This is a genomic window from Arthrobacter sp. P1_A5, from assembly GCF_056406825.1.
Genome location: NZ_JBFTZL010000072.1, coordinates 1 through 16,985, shown reverse-complemented (window position 1 = coordinate 16,985; position 16,985 = coordinate 1). Strand labels below are relative to the sequence as shown.

Genomic DNA, 16,985 nt, shown 5'->3' with positions numbered 1-16,985 from the left:
CGGCTCCGGGCACAGATCACTGATCAGCCCCATGCCGGCATACTCGCGCACCGCGGTGATGCCGGCAACCGCTGCCGGCTTGTCCGCGAAGCCCTTTGACACGGCCAGTACTGCCCCGTCCGGTGCCCTGAGCCGAAACCTGAAGCAGGCATCAGCGTCAACGAAGAGTTCAAATGTGCCGGCCATGACGATCCTCCCGGTTCGCGGGCTCCCCGTCCGGGCATCATTGCCACGGGGTGAAGGGGAAAGCGTCGCTGCTGCCCGCTGGATTGGTTTGTCCCTGAGGCTGAACGGATGATGTCAGCCCGTCATTAAAGTCTCGCTGCGGCCGTGGAACGCCCACAAGGCAAGTCACGTAAATCCCAGGTAAATAGAAGCCAACAGCCGTGCGCGGGCAACCGCCGTCTGGGTCCTCCGCGGGCAGGAACACTGCCGCCTCAGCGGTACCCCTACAGGGGCGGCCAATGGTCGCGGCAGTAGTCACCGCGGCTGACGCCGGGAGATCCTTGCGGGATGACGCGGTCCCAGGAGGGGCCGACGGCCTCGCTCCGCTCTGAAGGCTCGGCTGCCGCGGTGCGGCCTGCGTCGCCGGGAAGCCAGGTCATGACTGAATCGTTGGACAACGTACCCCCCATTGTTCTTGGCTGGAGGCGCACCGGCTCGCATTACGGACCGCCATGCGCCTCACGCAAGACTAGCCGGGAGTACTGACACCAAAACAGGGACTTTGGACCGTATCGGCGAATGGCCGCGGGCGCCTACCCCTGACCGCCCGCCGGCCGCCGCCAACGGCTTCCCGGCGCCCAACAGCCCGGAGCGACGGACAGAAGTGTTTCATCCATTGGAAATGGAGGTCGCCGCGGCGGAGAATCAGGGGCAGTCTTGGGGGCAGCCCGCGCTCCACAGACAGGAAAGAAGGATGCGATGTCCCTCAGCGTTGAGGAAATGAACAAAGAGCTCCCGTTGGCGAATGTGCTGCCGGGCGACGCCGTCCCGTACTACATGGCGTCGGGCGAAGGCGCCCGCTATGAGATCGCCGGCCAGCTGGTCACGGTGGTCGCCCGGGCGGCAGACACTGGCGGCATTTTCAGCGCCGCCTACATCTCCGGCGGCATGGGGGCCGAATCACCGTTTGTGAGCCACGCGGTGGAACACAAAACGCTGTACGTCTTCGACGGCATCCTGCACGTCTGGCTGCCGGGCGAAAGCCGCATCCTGACTCCCGGGGATTCCGTGGTGATCCCGCCGGGAACCCCGCACGCGTACCGGATGGCTAGCCACTACACCCGGTTCCTGAACTGGATGACACCGGGCGGCGCCGAGGCCTACTACGAACGCGTCGGCACACCCATCGATTCGCACGTCCCACCTGTCACCCCGGGCCGGAAGCCCAGCCTGCAGGAGTGCGCGGCGGTGGGCGCCGAATTCGGCATCACGTTCCCCGACGTCGAACGGGTGGCACCGTCTTTCCGGCAGGACGCCGGGCTGCCGGCGGCTCAGAGCCCGTACTTCCTCAGTGCGGGCGARGGCGAGCGGATGGTCAGCTACCAGACCATGTTCACSTACCTGTCCCGGCCSGCGAACACGGGAGCGAACTACTTCGCCGTCCACACCAAGGGCGCCAAGTCCCCCTACATTCCGCTGCACTTCCACGAGCAGCACACGGAAAACTTCCTCTGCACCGAGGGCCGGATGTGGATCTACGCCAACGGCCGCGAAGTGCTGCTCACCAAGGGCGACTTCCTCCACGCCCCGGCCGGGACCATCCACTCCTTCGCCTTCGATTCCCACAACACCCAGATGGTCGGGTTCCTGACGCCGTCGGTCTTCAACGGCTTCTTCGAGTACTTCAACAAGCCCACGGAGGATTACATGTACACCGAGGGCGGCGAGCCCTACATGGACATGGAGGGCTTCGGCCGGGCCCAGGCCGAGATGGACCTGACCGTGGTGGGTCCCCCGCCGCAGCGCAGGGCTGCGCTGGACATCTAGGCGGACCTGGGCATCTGGCCCGGTTTTCCGGTCCGGCTGCAGGTCCCACACGAATGGCCCGGAACCCCCGCGGAGGGTTCCGGGCCATTCGCGTCGGTGGACGGCTTGTCAGCGGTTCATGACGCGTGTCCGTTCAGAGCCTGGCGCACCAGCTCGCGCCCGTAGTCGTTGCCGTTCGGGGTGCGCARCACCGTGTGCATGTGGAACGGGGCCGGGGTGTCATTGCTGAGGAAGACGCCTGTGTGGTGGTCCAGTTCCATGACCAGCACGGGGCTCTGCAGGCGGAAGTAGAAGGCGTCCTGCGCCTCCCATCCGCCGATCCAGCAGAACCAGGTTTCGTCCCAGTGGGCCGCGATTTCCCGCAGGCGGACGGTCCGCGGCCCGTCGGGGAGGAACGCGATGAAGTCTGCCACGAGCTGGTCCAGGATCGCGCGTGCCGCGGCGGGCATCGCGCTGACCGGGATTCCCTCGTAGGGAATCACGCGGTTGTCCTGGAAGCAGCCGGCCAGGTGACGTTCGTCCCCGGGGTGCAGCCTGCCCTCCGGCATGGCCGGGTCCTGCATGTCCTCGAAAAGCGTGGCCTCGTCCCGCAGCGGCCCGGGCAGGGCTTGCATGAGGCGCCGCGCCAAGGCGATCCGCTCCTTGAAAACGGCCACGCCCTGGTGCGGGCCGGCGTCGATGACGTCCGGTTCGGCGCCGAGGAACACCGGCGAGACCACCAGCTGGGTCCCGGCCACCAGGGCGTTGAGCGCCACGTGGTGGCCGAAGAGTTGCCAGCCCCACGGGGACGTCTCCGACGGGTCACCGTAGAGGGCGAAGTTGTAGCTTAACTCGTTCATCAGCTCCGGCAGCTCCACCAGGTCGCCCAGGAATCCATTGATCCGCATCAGGTTACGGACCAGCCCGTAGCCGGCCGGACTCAGGCTCGCCGCCACGACGGCCAGGATCTGTTCGCGCACGTCCGGGTCCAGCTCGTCCAGGCGCAGGCCCGTGTCATGTTGCAGGAATTCCGGGTTGGCCCAGCTCTGCCATTCGTGCGCGTCCACCCCGTAGCGGAGCTGTTCGGCCTGGGCCGGCGTGAGTCGTGCCAGCAGGTCCCGGGCGGCGGCCGTCATGGCGGCCGCCGGCGCCTCCTCCCCCGCCGGCGCCGTCTCGAGGGGGTACAGCCCGTCCCGGCGGACCCCGTCGCTGGTCACCCCGGTGAAAGGCTCGGGGTATTGGGCGGCCCAGCCTTGGATCATGGGACCCGCGAAGGGATCGGTCTTTGCCGCCTCGGCATAGCCGCGGGCATCCAGGCCACGGATCTGCGCCACCCGCGGGTGGTCGGGCGGGTAGAGATAGTCACGGAAGGACGGCACGGACACGTGTTCTCCTGTCGGGGTCTTCGGATGGTGTTGCCAGCGGCCAGCCGGCGGCCACGCCAATGGCCGCGGCGGCCCCCACGGGGTCGGTCCCCCGCCAGGCGACGTGCTGGTCCGGGCGGACCAGCACCGCGGCGGCCTGCCAGTGCGTGGTCATCGGGGTTCCGTCCTGGTCGGGTCCGACGTCGACGACGGACAGCGGGATTTTGTGGATCGCGGCGGCGGCCAGGACCGCCGCGTAGGCCTGCCCGGCGGCCGCGCCGCCCAGGCTGTCGCGGTCCACCAGGAGGGTGAAGCCGCTGCCCAGCAGGTCGTAGAGCGACGTTGTCGCGTCGAGCCAGGCGTGTGGCAGCAGCGATCCCGGGCTGGCGGAGGGGACGTAGCTGACGGGGTCCTCGGCGGGGACGGACAGGCCGTCCGGGACCACCAGAGGCGAGGAGCCGTACGTGTAGCCCAGCACCAGTCCCAGCGAGTCGAACTCGCTTTGTTTGACGGCCAGCGCATCCTTGGCGACCCGCCGGGCTGCCTCGCCGTCCGCATCAGCCCGGCCCAGGGCCGGGTCCGCGAAGTGGTAGGCCAGCGACTTGCCGTTGGCGGCGGCGTCGCGGATGGTCCGGGCCGCGACGGGCCGGCGCTCCAGCTCATAGCTGCCGGGCAGGGCCGGGCCGGCCCAGCCCTCCAAGGCGGCGGCGATCTTCCAGGCCAGGTTGGCGGCGTCGCCGATGCACGTGTTGAACCCGTGCCCGCCCCAGGGCGGATTCAGGTGCGCCGCGTCCCCGATCAGGAACACGCCGTCGTGCCCGTATCCCGGGGCGAGCAGCATGCGCGCCGTCCAGGGGTCGGTGGCGATGACCTCGACGTCGACGTCGGCCCCGACGAGCGAACGGACCAGGTGTCCGGCGTCGGGTGATCCGCTGCCGTCCACGCCCTGGATGATGGCCCACCAGGTGCTGCCGAGGTCCAGCGGCCCCACCATGCCCGAAACCTCGGGTCCCAGGACCCAGTACTGGACGGCCGGGTCCAGGGTGATCGCGGCGGCGAGGGTGTCGGAACGGAACAGGACACTGATGTTGGAGAGCTCGGCGGAGCCCCCGGCGAGGCGGATGTTCAGCCGGCGGCGCACAGTGGAGGACCCGCCGTCGGCCGCGGCTACGAAGTTGCAGTCCACGGCCTTGCGCCGCCCGGTTGCGTCGGACACCGCCACGCGCGAGCCGAAGCGCGGCCGGCCTGGGCCCGGCGTGCCGCCGCCCTGGTTGATGTCCAGGTCTTCCACGCTCAGGCCGGTCAGCAGCGTGATGAGCGGGGATTCGGCGGCGGCCTCCCGGAGCACGGCCTCCATGACGGGCTGCGGGACCTGCTGCCCGCATTCCGGCTGGGGGCCATACCGGCCCGGGACGAGCTGGAAGGCCTGGCGGAACCGGGTGACTTCGTGGCCGGTGAGGGCGGAGCAGAAGATGACGTCCTGGGCGTAGGCGACCGGCAGCGGCGCGGCGTCGCGGAGTTTGTCGGCAAGCCCGAGGCGGCGCAGGTGCGTCATGGTGCGGGCGTTCGTGGTCTTGGCGCGCGGCCGGTCCTGGTCAATGGTGGTCCTCGGCTCGATGACGAGGCTGCGGATGCCGCGGTGCGCGAGGTCCAGGGCCAGGAAGAGCCCGCTGGGTCCTCCGCCGGCGATCAGCACCGGCACCCGGTCCGGGAGGTCGCCGAGGGCCGCGTTGTTGACGGCGGTCATCAGGCCCGGGCCCGCAGTGACGGCCCGCCGACGGGCGTGGTGAGCGTTCCCAGGGTGTCGATTTCCACTTCGACCGTGTCGCCGGGCTGCAGSAGCCACGGCGGGGTCCGGACGTAGCCGACCCCTTCCGGGGTTCCCGTGGCGATGACGTCACCGGGATGCAGGGTCATCGTCTGGCTGATCAGGGCGATGATGGCCGGGACGGAGAAGATCATGTCCCGGGTGTTGCCGTTCTGGACCTCGGTGCCGTTGACCCGGGTCCGGACCTGCAATCCCTCGCGAAGGTCCCCGGCCTCGTCGCGGCTGACCAGCGGGCCGAGGGGGCCGCTGAAGTCGCCGTTCTTGCCCAGGGTCCACTGGGCGGTGAGCTTTTGGGCCCGCCGCGCGGTGAGGTCGTTGAAGGTGGAGTAGCCGAAGACGGCTTCCGCGGCGGTGGCTTCGTCCGCGGATTCGACCCGCCGGCCCACGTAGGCGGCGACTTCGCCTTCCCAGTCCAGTCCGGCCTCGCCGGCGGGCACCGGCGCGGGGACGTTGCCGACCGACAGGGACGCGGTCCACCGGCCGAACAGCGTGGGGTACTCGGGCACGGAGAAGGAACCCTCGGCGGCGTGGGCGCGGTAGTTCAATCCCACGCAGATCACGCGGGCGGTGGGCGGGACCAGTGGGACTTCGGTGACGTCCGCCCGGGTCAGCGACGCGCCGCCGGCCGTCAGGGACAGGGACTTTTCCTGCCAGCCGGCGGCATCCGCCCAGAAATCCTGGACCGGAGCCAGCGGGTAGACCCGGCTGTCGGCCAGGGCCGCAACCCAGGCCGCGCCGTCGTGGGTGATGCCGATGTACTGCATGTGGAGGGCCTTTCAGGTTCCGCCCGGACGGGCGGGTGAGGGAACTGGTGATCGTGGAAAATTGGCAGGGCAAAGCTGCCCGGGTCAGACCGGGGCCCGCACTGGCTTCGCGGGGAGGGCTCTGTCAGGGGACTTGGGCCTGGCGGAGGAAGAAGTCGACGGTGGCGTCCATGGCCTTCTCCGCGGCGGCCGGGCTGTGATCGGGCAGTACCCACATGTGGTCCGCGTCCTCGATCAGGAGCAGTTCGACGTCGGTTCCGGCGGCTTCCAGCGCCGCCGCTAGGGACGTCGACTGGGCGGGCGGAACGAAGCGGTCGGCGGTTCCGTGGGCCAGGAAGAACGGCGGTGCCGAACGGCTGGCGTAGCTGATGGGGCTCGCCGCAGACGCCTTCGCCGGCTCGTCGGCCAGTACAGCACCGACAAGGAGTTCCTCCCTGGATCCGGGATCGTTGGCCCTGGCAACGGCGCCCGGCAGGCTCTGTTCGGCCATCCTGCCCAGGTCCGTGGGCGGGTACCAGGCTGCCACCGCGGCGACGGCATCGCCGGCATTGACGCCGTCGGCATTGGTGGTGAGACCCACCAGGCTGGCGAGATGGCCGCCCGCGGAGTCGCCCCACGCGTAGATCCGCTCCGGGTCCACGTTGTAGTCGGCGGCATGGTTCCGCAGCCAGCGGACGGCGGCTTTCGCGTCGTGCAGCTGGGCCGGGAAATGCGCCTCTTGGCTAAGCCGGTAGTCCGCCGATGCCACCACGAATCCTGTGTCAGTGAACGTTTGGAAGGCGCTGTTGCCGAATCCGTCCAGGACCGGGCCCAGGGAAGACCGCTCCCCCATGCGCCAGCCGCCCCCGTGGAAATGGACCACCGCCGGCCGGGGAGCCGCCCCGCCCTCAGGACCGGGAAGGTAGAGGTCCAGCAACAGCGGGCGGGAACCGTCGTCACCCGCGCGGGCGAATTCGATGCCGCTCAGCACGCGACCTTCCGTCATCGTCGACTCCATCCGTTTTCCTGCGCCGCTTGGCTTGTGCACGGGTTCCGTGATGCCCGGCGTCTCCCCTAAGACTGTCGGATCACCGGACCGGCGCAAACCGCGGATTTCAATCATTGAAAGGGCTTTGCCGAGGCCAGTTCCGCCGCAAGGAATGCCAGCCCCTGCTGCACGATCCCCAGCGCCGCCGAGTGGTTGAGGTACCCGTGCGTCGCCCCCGCTTCCAGCCGGAAGGACACCTGGACGCCGGCCGCGCGGAGCGATTCCCGGAAGAGCTCAGCCGACGGACGCAGGTCATCGTATTCGCAGGCGATGACCGCCACCGGGGGGAGCCCCGAAGGATCGGCACGGCCGGGCAGGGCATACGAGGACGCCATCCCGGCGGGGCCGCCGATGTAGTTCTCCACCATTGCCTGGCAGTCGTCCTCGGTGAAGCGCAGGATCCGCGGCAGGCTGGAAAGCACCCTGCCGTCGGACACCGCGGCCGGCTTCAGAGGGGGAAGCGCGGCGTGCAGGAACGGGTACGCCAGCAGCAGCTTGGCGGGCAGTGCGAGTCCGGCGTCCTTGAGATACATGGCGGCGCCGACGGCGAGGTTCCCGCCGGCGCTGGCCCCGCCAAGGCACAGGTTTCCCGGGGCCACGCCAAGGCCCTCGGCGTGGGCTGCCGCCCAGATCCACGCCGCGAGCGTGTCTTCGTGCGGGACCGGGAAGTGGACGCCGTCGCCGGCCAGCCGGTAGTCGACGGAGAACACCAGGCCGCCGGTCCGGTCAGCTAGTTCCCGGGCGACCTGGTCGGCCTCCCGCATGTCCAGCGTCCCTCCGGCGAACCCGCCGCCATGCAGCCACACCAGGCCGGGCAGGGCGGCCCCGGACGCATTCCCCGCCGCGGAACCCCGGTCACCGTCCAGCCGAAGGATGCCGGGGCCGTAGATCCGGATGGGCACGGGTCCGTTGGGCCCCGGCGCCTCCACCGAGCGGATCGGTACGGCAGGGGCCGTGTAGGGCAGATCCGCGCCGCTGAACGCCGCCAGCCGCTGCATCCCGGCAGGATCGGCGAGGAGATCGGCGAAGGAGCCGGCTTCAGCCACGTGGTGCATGAGGCCGGCCAGCTCCACATCCAGGCTCATGGCTGAAACACCGGCTCGCGGGCGCCCTCGGTTGCGGCTTCAGGAACTGCACAGCTGAACGAATGCGTCCCGGAACCGACCTCGACGCCGGTGGTCCCGCCGTCGGGCAGGTACACCGCGGCGGTACAGCCGGCCGGGACCGACACGGACAGCAAGAACACGTCGCCGTCCAGCTCCCACCGGACCACAGCCTCGCCGTAAGGGGTCTCGTGCCGGGCAGCGGCCCACGCCAGCCCCCCGCCGGGCCTAGGCCGGATGGCGAGTTTCCGATACCCGGGTTCAGCTGGTGCCAAGCCGGCCACAGTGCGGTGCATCCAATCGGCCACGGCACCCAGGGCGTAATGGTTGAAAGAAGTCATTTCGCCCTCATTGATGCTGCCGTCCGGGAGCATGGAGTCCCAGCGTTCCCAAATAGTGGTGGCGCCCATTGTCACGGGGTACAGCCATGACGGGCACTCGGTCTGGAGGAGCAGGCGGTATGCCGCCGTCGTGTGGCCTTCATCGCTGAGCGCGTCGCAGACCAGCGGAGTTCCCACGAACCCGGTGGCGATGCGGTAGCCGTCGGCTTCCACGATGTCGGCCAACCGGGCGGCCGCGGCAGGGTGTTCGGCCGGTTCGAGGAGTCCGAAGCGCAGTGCCACCGCGTAGGCCGTCTGCGTGGACGGCCGGAGCCGGCCTTCGTCATTAAGGTAGCGTTCCCGGAACACCGCCCGGGACCGGGCGGACAGCTCGCGCAACCGTTCCGATTCCGTGTCGTGGCCCAGCAGTCCGGCAGCCTCGCCCGCCACCGACCCCGAGTAAGCCAGGTAGGCCTGTGCCACGAGCTGCCAGGGGGTGCGGGCGTCGCCGGGCGAGTCCGGCGGTGCGGCCGGGTCCAGCCAGTCGCCGAACTGGAAGCCGTGCTCAAAGCGCAGCTCCGGGCCGGCGGCCTGGGCCGCGGCTTCCAGCCAGGCGATCATTCCCGGCAGCTGCCGGCGGAGGTACTCGAGGTCCCCCGTCCGCTGGTACAGCACCCAGGGAACAAGCACGGCTGCATCACCCCACGCGGCCATCACCGGGCGGTCCGGGAATGGCGGCTTTTCGGCCACCACTTCCGGGACCACCAGCGGCGGCGGCCCGTCAGTCCCCTGCTCTGCGGCGAGGTCCTTGAGCCAGGACGTGGTGAAGCCGGGGATCCGGTACAGGAAGGACGCGGTGGCGGCGAAGATCTGGAAGTCGCCGGTCCAGCCGAGGCGCTCGTTGCGCTGCGGGCAGTCCGTGGGCACGTCGACAAAGTTCCCCCGCATCCCCCACACCACGTTCGAGTGGAGCTGGTTCAGCATCGGATCGGAGCATTCGAACGTGCCCGTTCGCCGCAGGTCCGAGTGGATCACGACGGCGGTGAACGCGTCCGGATCCACAACACCTGGCCAGCCGCTCACCTCCACGTAGCGGAACCCGTGGATGGTGAACTCCGGCTCCCAGCTCTCGCCGCCCGAATCGCCTCGCACGATGTAGCGGTCGGTCTGCTTGGCGACGCGCAGCGGCCTGACGCCGAGTTCGCCGTGCTCCAGAACCTCGGCGTGCCGCAGCACCACCTCGGTGCCGGCCGCACCGCTCACATTGAAACGCACCCGGCCCACCAGGTTCTGGCCAAAGTCCAGAATGGTCTTTCCGGACGGCGTTCCCAGCACGGCTTTGACCGGCAACTCGTCGGTGGCCCGGACGGGCGGACCGTCGGGTGCGACCAGGACTGCAGGATCGAAGCCGTCAACTACGACGGCGGGCTGCAGCAAGTCGGGGCCCGCGCCGGTCTCCGCTCCGGTCTCAGCCCAGCCACGGCTCCGGAGCCGCGCATCGAACGTTTCGCCGTCGTACAGGTCTGCCGACAGCACCGGCCCCCGCCCCGCCAGCCACGACGCATCCGAGCCAATCACGCTCACTGCCCCGCCGCCGTCGGTCATTTCCAGCTGGGCGATCACGGCGGTGCGGTTGCCGTACGTGTTGCGCTTCTCCTGGAAGCCCAGATTGCCGCGCCACCAGCCGTCCGCGAACTCAAGGCCGATCACGTTCGTGCCTGGCCGGAGATACTCAGTGACGTCGTAGCTCTGGTAGCGCAGSCGGTGRTGGTAGCTGGTCCAGCCCGGGGYCAGGATGTCCCGRCCCACGCGSCGGCCGTTGATGTGCGCCACGTAGACGCCRYGSGCGCTGGCGTAGAGCCGGGCGGACSSCACRKSSCCKKCCASYTCGAAMGTCCKGCTCAGGCGCGCTGCCGGCTCRTTGGCKTCGCTGGCYTCGTCCCAGGCCGGGCGGATCATGGCTGCCTGCCAATCGGACGCGTTCAGTAATCCCGCCTCTACGTAGGCAACGGGGCTCCATTCGGAGGGCGCGCCGCCGCCGTTGCCCCAGACACGGACGCGGACGGCGACGCGCTGGCGGCTCTCCAGCGGCGGTGCGGGCCAGGGCTGCAGGAGCTGCTCCCTGGTCTCGGTGCGGCCGTAGCTTGTCAGGCCGGCCTCATCGGGGCCGAGCTGGAGTTCGTAGGCGGCCTGGACCCACCCGGTCCGGTCGGTGGTGACCTGCCAGGAGAGCCTGGGGCGGTCTTCGCCGATGCCGAAGGGCTCCTCGTGGTGTTCGAATCGGACGGCGGAGGGAACGGCGGTCCCCGCGCGGGCGTGGTCCTGGGACGGGAAACGAAGGGTGTTGGGAGTCAACGTCGGCTCGATTCATCAGTTGGAGGAAGCTCTAGGGCTTTCCCCAGCGTCCCGGGAACGGCAATGCGCCCGCTAGCGAAGTTTCATTGACTGGAAACCCTGTGCATGGRGTGCCTTGTTGGGCCTACCCGGCGGCTGCCGACGCCAACCGGGCGTGGCGAGTTGTTTAGTCCACGCAGAGGCAGAAGGGGTGGCTGGCCGGGTCGAGGAATACCCGGAAGCTGGTGCCCGGCTGCGAGTCGGCCTTGGTGGCCCCCAGCTCGACGGCGACCTTTTCGCCTTCATCCAGGTCCTGCACCATCAGGTCCAGGTGCATTTGCTGTGGCACTTCCTGGCCAGGCCATTCCGGGGCACGGTAGCCGTCCACCTGCTGGAACGAAATGCAGTTGCTGCCGTCGTCAGGGCGGATTTCGGCCCAGTCACCGTCGACCTTCACCTGCCAGCCCAGCAGGGCGCCGTAAAAACCCGCGAGGACCGCGGCGTCGGGGCAATCAATGACGAGACCTGGGAAGCGTGCGATAGGCATAGCGGAATGCTACCGCCGGAAATTGAGCTTGTCGCTAAAGCTCGTGGGCGAAATATGCCACCGCTGAGCCGAGGATCCGGTCCAGCTGGCCTTCGGCGCCGAAAAAGCAGTGGTCACCGCCCCGGATGGTGATGAGTTCGTTGCGGACGTTCGCGTCATCGAGCGCGGCGGCGAGCAGTTGGCTTTGGGAGAGCGGAACCAGGCCGTCGCTGTCGCCGTGGACCAGCAGGAACGGCGGCGCGTCCGCGGTGACGTAGCCCAGCGGACTCGCTGCGGCCAGCAGGGCGGCGTCGGCGGTGCCGCCCACCAGCATGGGGCCGGGCTCGAGGGTCATGCCGTCCGGCACCGCCGCGCTCAACGGCCCGGTCATCATGCCCGGGGGAATGTTCATGGCCGGCATGTCCGGCAGCGAGGACACCCCGTAGAAGTCGATGACGGCGCTCACGGCGCTGGAGTGCCCTTGGACTCCGAGGCCACCCTCGAGGTCCTTCCTGGCGCCAGTCAGTCCCAGCAAGGCGGCAAGATGCCCGCCGGCCGACTCGCCCCACGCGCCGATCCGTCCGGCGTCGATCCCCAACATGTCTGCGTGTTCGCGGAGGTACCGGACGGCGGCCTTGAGGTCGTGCAGCTGCGCCGGGAACGGCGCCTCCAGGGCATGGCGGTAGTCCACGGTGGCGCACGCGATGCCGGCTTCGTTCAGCAGGCGGAACACTGAGTCCGGGGCGAAGGTAGGCGGCAGCTCGCGGCGGTCTCCCAGCTGGAACGCGCCGCCGTGGATCCAGACAACCAGCGGCACCGGCGTCCCGGCAGCGTTGCGGGGCAGCCAGATATCCATGGCGAGCCGGCGGAAGCCGATAGCGATCGCGTAGCTGACTTCGCGGTGGACGGCAGAGTTTTCCGACACGACTTCGGCCGCGCCCGGGGGCAGGAACGCCGGGAAGGCCGGGGCCGGCAGCCCGGCCGGTGCCGCCTGACCTGTTTCGACGGGGGTGGTTTCCGTGGCTGTGGCTGCGTCCGGGGTCATGATGCACTCCTTGCAAGTTGGGGCTGGTGGTCATTGCCGCCGGCAGGGGCGGTGAAGGTATGGGTTCCGGGCCCGACGACGGCGTTCGGCCGGCCGGTGAGGCGGACTTCCGCTGTGGTGCCGGGCGGGACGGTCGCAATGAGGGTGATCTCGCCGTCGTCAATTGCCCAGCTGACCTCGATGGGGCCCTGCGGGCCCCGGTGCGACGTGGCCGCGGAGGTGATCCCGGCGCCGGGGCGGGGCTCGATGATGATCCGTTTGTAGGCCGCGTTCCCGGGTGCCTGGCGCAGGCCCGCCGTGTAGCGGTGCAGGAACGAGATCACGGCGCCCTTGCTGTAGTGGTTCAGCGACTGGCGCGTTGTTCCGTCCGCGCCTCTTCCGTCCCAGGCTTCCCACATGGTGGTGGCACCGCGGTCCACCATCACCAGCCAGGAGGGTTCGGAGTCCTGCATGAGCAGTTCATAGGCGAGGTCCGGCTGTCCGTTATCGGCGAGCACAGGCAGCAGGTAGGGGGTGGCCAGGAAGCCGGTGCCCAGGTGCGTGCCGGCGTCGCGAACGAGCGTGACCAACTGCTTGACCACCGCCGGCCGGCCGCCGTCCGGAACCAGGTCAAAGGCCAGCGCGCGCACGCAGTTGGCCTGCGTGCCACCGTCGACTGTTCCGTCGGCCCGCAGGTATTCCCGCTGCCACGCACGGCGGACGTTACCGGAGAGCTCCCCAAGTTCCCGGGCTTTGTCCCCCTTGCCCAGGACGGCGGCAATCCTGGCCATGATGGCGGAGGAGTGCCGGTAGTAGGCGGTGGCCACGATGCCGTTGTCGGCAGACCGAGAGGCGAATAGGTCCGGCGCCGGGCCACCCGGTTCCATCCATTCCCCGAAATGGAAGCCGGTGTCCCAGAGATACTGCTCATGCGGGGCCGGCATGGCGTGGGCCTCTGCCCTGGCCGGGTGCCGGTTGCCCTCCGTGGCGCTGCGGATGAAGCCGAGCCAGCGTTCCATCGCCTCCCAGTTCTGTTCCAGGATGCCGGTGTCACCGGTGGCGAGATGGATCTCCCAAGGCACCATGACCACCGCATCCCCCCACCCTGAGGACCCATTCGTAAAGGCCATGAATTCGGCACTGGTTACCTCCGGTCCCGGCGAGGGAGAGATGTTGACCACCACTCCGTTGTCCCACTGATCGGTCCTCACGTCCCTGAGCCACTTCGCCGTAAAACCTGCCACGTCGAAGAGGTAGGCGGCGGTGGGTACAAACAGCTGCCAGTCGCCGGTCCAGCCTGCCTTTTCCCGCTGCGGGCAGTCGGTGGGAACTTCACAAGCGTTGCCGCGGAAGCTCCACTCCACAATGTCGTGCAGCCTGTTGAGCCGGTCGTCGCTGCAGTTGAAAGTCCCCAGGCGTTCCAGCTGGGTCTGGACCATGCAGCCCACGATGTCCGCCGGTTCCAGGTCTGCGTCCAGGCCCTGCACGGCGACGTACTGGAAGCCATGGGTGGTGTGGCGCGGCTCGAAGACCTCGCCCGGGGCGCCAGATGCCACCACGGAATCCACCTGTCCGGCGCCGAGGAACTGCCCCGGATTGCGGAAATCGTGGGGACGGAGGTGTTCCTGGGTGACGTCGCCGTCAGCGCCCAGGGCTTCGCCGTACACCATCGTGACAGTCTTCCCTGGGGCGCCAAGCCGGCTCAGGCGGATCCAGCCGTTGATGTTCTGGCCCAGGTCCACGATCTGGTTGCCGTTGGCCAGTCGCGTGATGGATACCGGGCTGAGTTCTTCCACGATGCGCGTGGGGGGCGCCACGGGGCCGGTGAGGGTGGTGAAGCTGCCGTCGCGGAGGACTGCGTGCCCGGTTGCCCCGTGGCCGCGGCGGAAATCTACTCGCTGGCCGGCCATGAGATCGGCGCTGACGATCTCCGTCGCGGAAACGTCCCACGAGCCGTCGGTGCCGACGACTGTCCGTTGTCCGCCGGACTCCAGCTCCAGCTGAGCCAGGAAGGCCGTCTGCGGTCCGTGCATGTCGGCGTCGCGTGTGTACCCGAACGTGCCGCGGTACCAGCCGTCGGTGAGGACGGCCCGGACGGTGTTGGTACCGGGCCGGAGCATGCGGGCGATATCAAAGGCCTGGACCTGGAGCGTGCTGTGGTAACTCGTCGAGCCCGGTGTGAGCTGTTGGTCCCCCACCCGCACGCCGTTGATGAAGAGCTCGTAGATGCCGTGGGCTGTGGCGTAGCAGCGCGACTTTGCGGGGGCTGCGTCCAGCGTGAAGGTTTTTGACAGAGCATGTCCGGGACGCTCCCCCGGTTCCGGAACCGCCGGTTCGTCGGGGCCGATCCACTGCGCGGTCCAATCCTCCGGGTGCAGCAGGCCCAGTTCCACGGCCATCGGCTCGGACCAGGCGGACAGAACTTCGGTGCCGTCAGAGGCCACGTTCCAGGTCCGGACCGTCCAGTCGAAGCGGTCCCGGGAGCCGAGGGCGGGGCCGCCGTACGGCACGAAGCCGTGCGTGCCGCCGTCCACCCGGCCGGTGTCCCAGCCATTGCTGGCTGCCAGGTGGTAGGCAACCTGCCGGACCGTGCCCTGCGGCGGCGTCCAGCTGAATCCAGACAGCGTATTGGTGATCCCGAAGGATTCGCTGAGGTGGTCCGTCCGAAGGTGCGTGGGGTCAGGCGTAGTGGCAGGCGACGTCGGCGGCGCCCACCCGCCGAAGGGCCGGACGCTCGGCGGTGCAGAGTTCTGTGGCGAGCGGGCACCGCTGGCTGAAGGGACAGCCTCCCGGCGACCCCGCCACTGCAGCGGCCGTGCGGACGCCAAGGGATTCGCGCAGCATCCTCCGCTCGGCCTGTTCCGCGGGCCTCGGCACGGGCGAAGCAGCCACGAGGGCCTGGGTGAACGGATGCTTGGGCGACTCCGTGACGGCTGCCGCCGGCCCGCTTTCCATCACCTGGCCGCGGTAGAGGACGACAACGCGCTGCGCCAGGAACTGGACCACCGAGATGTCGTGGGCGATGAACAGGTAGCTCAGGCCAAGCTCGTCGCGGAGGTCGGCCAGGAGGTTGAGCACCTGGGCCTGGGTGGAGAGATCCAGGGCACTGACCGCCTCATCGCACACCACGAGCTTCGGTTCGCAGATCAGGGCACGGGCGACGGCGATCCGCTGGCGCTGGCCGCCGGAGAACTGGCTGGGGTAGCGGTCCACGGCCTCACGGGGCAGCCCCACGCGTTCGAGCATGGCTTCGGCTTTTTCGCGCGCCACTGCGGCCGTAACCCCGCGGATCCGCAGCGGCTCCGCCAGCGAAGCACCGATGCTCTGGCGCGGGTTCAGCGAGGAGTTGGGGTCCTGGAAGACCGCCCGCAGTTCACCGCCGAGGGCGCGGCGCTCTGCAGCACCGGCATAGGTGATGTCCTTGCCCTGGTAGCTGATGGTGCCGCCGGCGCTCTTCTGGAGGCCAAGGATCGCCTTGCCGATGGTGGATTTTCCGGAGCCGGATTCCCCCACCAGGCCTACGGTCTCGCCGGGACGGATGGAGAAGCTGACGCCGTCCACCGCTGCCGGGGCTGCTGCAGCTTTCCGGCCGCGGCCGTACCGGACCAGCAGGTCCTTGACCTCCAGCATGGGCTGCTCCGGCGCAACTGGCGCCGTGTCCTGCCGTTCTGCCGTCTCGATGCTCATGCCAGGTCCTTTTCGACGATTTTCAGTACTCGGCGAGTGGGCACTTCGGTGGCAAGCCATTCCAGGCCCTCCACCGCCAGTTCGTCCGCCTTGACGCAGCGGACCACTCCGTCTTCGGAGCCGGAAGGCAGCAGCGGCACCGGGGCGGCGCACGCGGAGCCGGCGAACTGGCAGCGCGCCATGAAGCGGCAGCCCGTGGGCCAGTCCTTTGGCTGCGGAACCTGGCCGCTGATGGTGGCCAGCCGTTCAGGCATGTCCGCCGCGGTGTTGGCGTGCGGGTCGGCGGCCAGAAGCGCCAAGGTGTAAGGGTGGCGGGGGTTGTCGAGAATATTGGCGGTCCGGCCGCTTTCCACCACCTGGCCGGCGTACATCACGGCGACGTTGTCGCAGATGTCCGCCACGACGCCGAGGTCGTGGGTGACCATCACCACGGACATCCCGGTGTCCTTCACCAGGGAGCGCAGCAGCGAGAGGATTTCGGCCTGCACGGTGACGTCCAGCGCTGTGGTGGGTTCGTCGGCCACCAGCAGCCTGGGCCGGCCGGACAGTGCCAGGGCGATGGCGACGCGCTGGGCCATGCCGCCGCTGATCTGGTGCGGGTAGGTCTTGAGGATGCGTTTGGCGTCCACAATGCCCACCTTTTCGAGCAAGCTGAGGGCTTCGGCATGTGCCTCGGCCTTGCCCACCTTCCGCAGCCGGCGGATGGCCGCGGTGAGCTGGTAGCCCACGGTGAACATGGGATCCAGGGCCCGCATGGGTTCCTGCGAGATCAGGGCGATGTCCCGGCCGCGGATGCCTTCCATCTCGCGCTCCGTGGCGGCGGCCAGGTTCTTGCCATTCCACAGGATCTGGCCGCCGGTGGCGGAGACCCCGGCGGGCAGCAGGCCCAGCAGCGATAGCGCGGTCATGGTCTTGCCGCAGCCGGATTCCCCCACCAGGCCCAACACGGTTCCCGGCCCGACGTCGAACGAGACGTCCGTGACCAGCGGAGTCCCGCCGTCGACCCCTACAGAGAGTCCGCGGACGCTCAGGTGGCC

Annotated in this window: 14 protein-coding genes and 1 pseudogene; 1 reads left to right on the top strand and 14 read right to left on the bottom strand. The window is 69.2% G+C overall.

Features of this window, described 5'->3' with window-relative positions; all coding sequences use genetic code 11:
• On the bottom strand, nucleotides 1–186 hold a 186-nt coding region (locus tag AC1D1S_RS11765), incomplete at its 3' end, for a YegP family protein (protein WP_476994505.1).
• A 263-nt stretch (nucleotides 187–449) separates the two neighbouring features.
• Complete coding sequence (locus AC1D1S_RS11760; protein ID WP_243177811.1) at nucleotides 450–605, bottom strand: hypothetical protein; 156 nt, start codon at nucleotides 603–605, stop codon at nucleotides 450–452.
• Nucleotides 606–924: 319 nt separating this feature from the next.
• Here AC1D1S_RS11760 and AC1D1S_RS11755 point away from each other — a divergent pair, with 319 nt between their 5' ends.
• Nucleotides 925–1,992, top strand: coding sequence for a quercetin 2,3-dioxygenase (locus tag AC1D1S_RS11755; RefSeq protein ID WP_243177812.1), 1,068 nt, complete (start codon nucleotides 925–927; stop codon nucleotides 1,990–1,992).
• Between the two features lie 116 nt (nucleotides 1,993–2,108).
• On the opposite strand, the gene AC1D1S_RS11750 is transcribed toward AC1D1S_RS11755, so the two are convergent.
• From AC1D1S_RS11750 to AC1D1S_RS11695, 12 genes and pseudogenes are all read right to left on the bottom strand, one after another.
• Nucleotides 2,109–3,356, bottom strand: coding sequence for a DUF3500 domain-containing protein (locus AC1D1S_RS11750; RefSeq protein ID WP_243177813.1), 1,248 nt, complete (start codon nucleotides 3,354–3,356; stop codon nucleotides 2,109–2,111).
• Nucleotides 3,334–5,082 carry an FAD-dependent monooxygenase gene (locus AC1D1S_RS11745; protein ID WP_243177814.1) on the bottom strand — a complete coding sequence of 583 codons (1,749 nt, stop codon included), beginning with the start codon at nucleotides 5,080–5,082 and terminating at the stop codon, nucleotides 3,334–3,336. Before AC1D1S_RS11745 ends, AC1D1S_RS11750 begins: the two co-directional genes overlap by 23 nt.
• Entirely contained in the window at nucleotides 5,082–5,927 is an 846-nt protein-coding gene (locus tag AC1D1S_RS11740; protein WP_028276770.1) for a fumarylacetoacetate hydrolase family protein, read from the bottom strand. Before AC1D1S_RS11740 ends, AC1D1S_RS11745 begins: the two co-directional genes overlap by 1 nt.
• Before the next feature lie 124 nt (nucleotides 5,928–6,051).
• On the bottom strand, nucleotides 6,052–6,912 hold the full coding sequence (locus tag AC1D1S_RS11735; RefSeq protein WP_243177815.1) for an alpha/beta hydrolase: 861 nt from the start codon (nucleotides 6,910–6,912) through the stop codon (nucleotides 6,052–6,054).
• 113 nt (nucleotides 6,913–7,025) lie between these two features.
• Nucleotides 7,026–8,039 (bottom strand): alpha/beta hydrolase fold domain-containing protein, encoded by a 1,014-nt coding sequence (locus AC1D1S_RS11730; protein WP_476994504.1) that lies wholly within the window; start codon nucleotides 8,037–8,039, stop codon nucleotides 7,026–7,028.
• Complete coding sequence (locus AC1D1S_RS11725; protein WP_476994503.1) at nucleotides 8,036–10,732, bottom strand: family 78 glycoside hydrolase catalytic domain; 2,697 nt, start codon at nucleotides 10,730–10,732, stop codon at nucleotides 8,036–8,038. Before AC1D1S_RS11725 ends, AC1D1S_RS11730 begins: the two co-directional genes overlap by 4 nt.
• 166 nt (nucleotides 10,733–10,898) lie before the next feature.
• Nucleotides 10,899–11,258: a VOC family protein gene (locus tag AC1D1S_RS11720; RefSeq protein ID WP_243177818.1), complete on the bottom strand. Its 360-nt coding sequence runs from the start codon at nucleotides 11,256–11,258 to the stop codon at nucleotides 10,899–10,901.
• Nucleotides 11,259–11,292: 34 nt separating this feature from the next.
• Nucleotides 11,293–12,282, bottom strand: coding sequence for an alpha/beta hydrolase fold domain-containing protein (locus AC1D1S_RS11715; protein WP_459384866.1), 990 nt, complete (start codon nucleotides 12,280–12,282; stop codon nucleotides 11,293–11,295).
• On the bottom strand, nucleotides 12,279–14,171 hold the full coding sequence (locus AC1D1S_RS11710) for a family 78 glycoside hydrolase catalytic domain (RefSeq protein ID WP_476994506.1): 1,893 nt from the start codon (nucleotides 14,169–14,171) through the stop codon (nucleotides 12,279–12,281). Before AC1D1S_RS11710 ends, AC1D1S_RS11715 begins: the two co-directional genes overlap by 4 nt.
• Nucleotides 14,154–14,927 (bottom strand): annotated as a pseudogene (locus tag AC1D1S_RS11705) (alpha-L-rhamnosidase N-terminal domain-containing protein); the annotation flags it as partial. The pseudogene AC1D1S_RS11705 and the gene AC1D1S_RS11710, both read right to left, overlap by 18 nt.
• Nucleotides 14,928–14,940: 13 nt before the next feature.
• Nucleotides 14,941–15,948, bottom strand: coding sequence for an oligopeptide/dipeptide ABC transporter ATP-binding protein (locus AC1D1S_RS11700; RefSeq protein ID WP_243177821.1), 1,008 nt, complete (start codon nucleotides 15,946–15,948; stop codon nucleotides 14,941–14,943).
• Nucleotides 15,945–16,985: ABC transporter ATP-binding protein (locus AC1D1S_RS11695; protein ID WP_476994502.1), on the bottom strand; the 1,041-nt coding region annotated here is incomplete at its 5' end. The genes AC1D1S_RS11700 and AC1D1S_RS11695, both read right to left, overlap by 4 nt.

Bases quoted from the DNA above. Each gene is read 5' to 3' on its own strand.
- AC1D1S_RS11760 (WP_243177811.1), bottom strand. From the start codon at position 605: ATGACCTGGCTTCCCGGCGACGCAGGCCGCACCGCGGCAGCCGAGCCT.
- AC1D1S_RS11745 (WP_243177814.1), bottom strand. From the start codon at position 5,082: ATGACCGCCGTCAACAACGCGGCCCTCGGCGACCTCCCGGACCGGGTG.
- AC1D1S_RS11735 (WP_243177815.1), bottom strand. From the start codon at position 6,912: ATGACGGAAGGTCGCGTGCTGAGCGGCATCGAATTCGCCCGCGCGGGT.
- AC1D1S_RS11730 (WP_476994504.1), bottom strand. From the start codon at position 8,039: ATGAGCCTGGATGTGGAGCTGGCCGGCCTCATGCACCACGTGGCTGAA.
- AC1D1S_RS11720 (WP_243177818.1), bottom strand. From the start codon at position 11,258: ATGCCTATCGCACGCTTCCCAGGTCTCGTCATTGATTGCCCCGACGCC.
- AC1D1S_RS11715 (WP_459384866.1), bottom strand. From the start codon at position 12,282: ATGACCCCGGACGCAGCCACAGCCACGGAAACCACCCCCGTCGAAACA.
- AC1D1S_RS11710 (WP_476994506.1), bottom strand. From the start codon at position 14,171: ATGGCCGGCCAGCGAGTAGATTTCCGCCGCGGCCACGGGGCAACCGGG.
- AC1D1S_RS11700 (WP_243177821.1), bottom strand. From the start codon at position 15,948: ATGAGCATCGAGACGGCAGAACGGCAGGACACGGCGCCAGTTGCGCCG.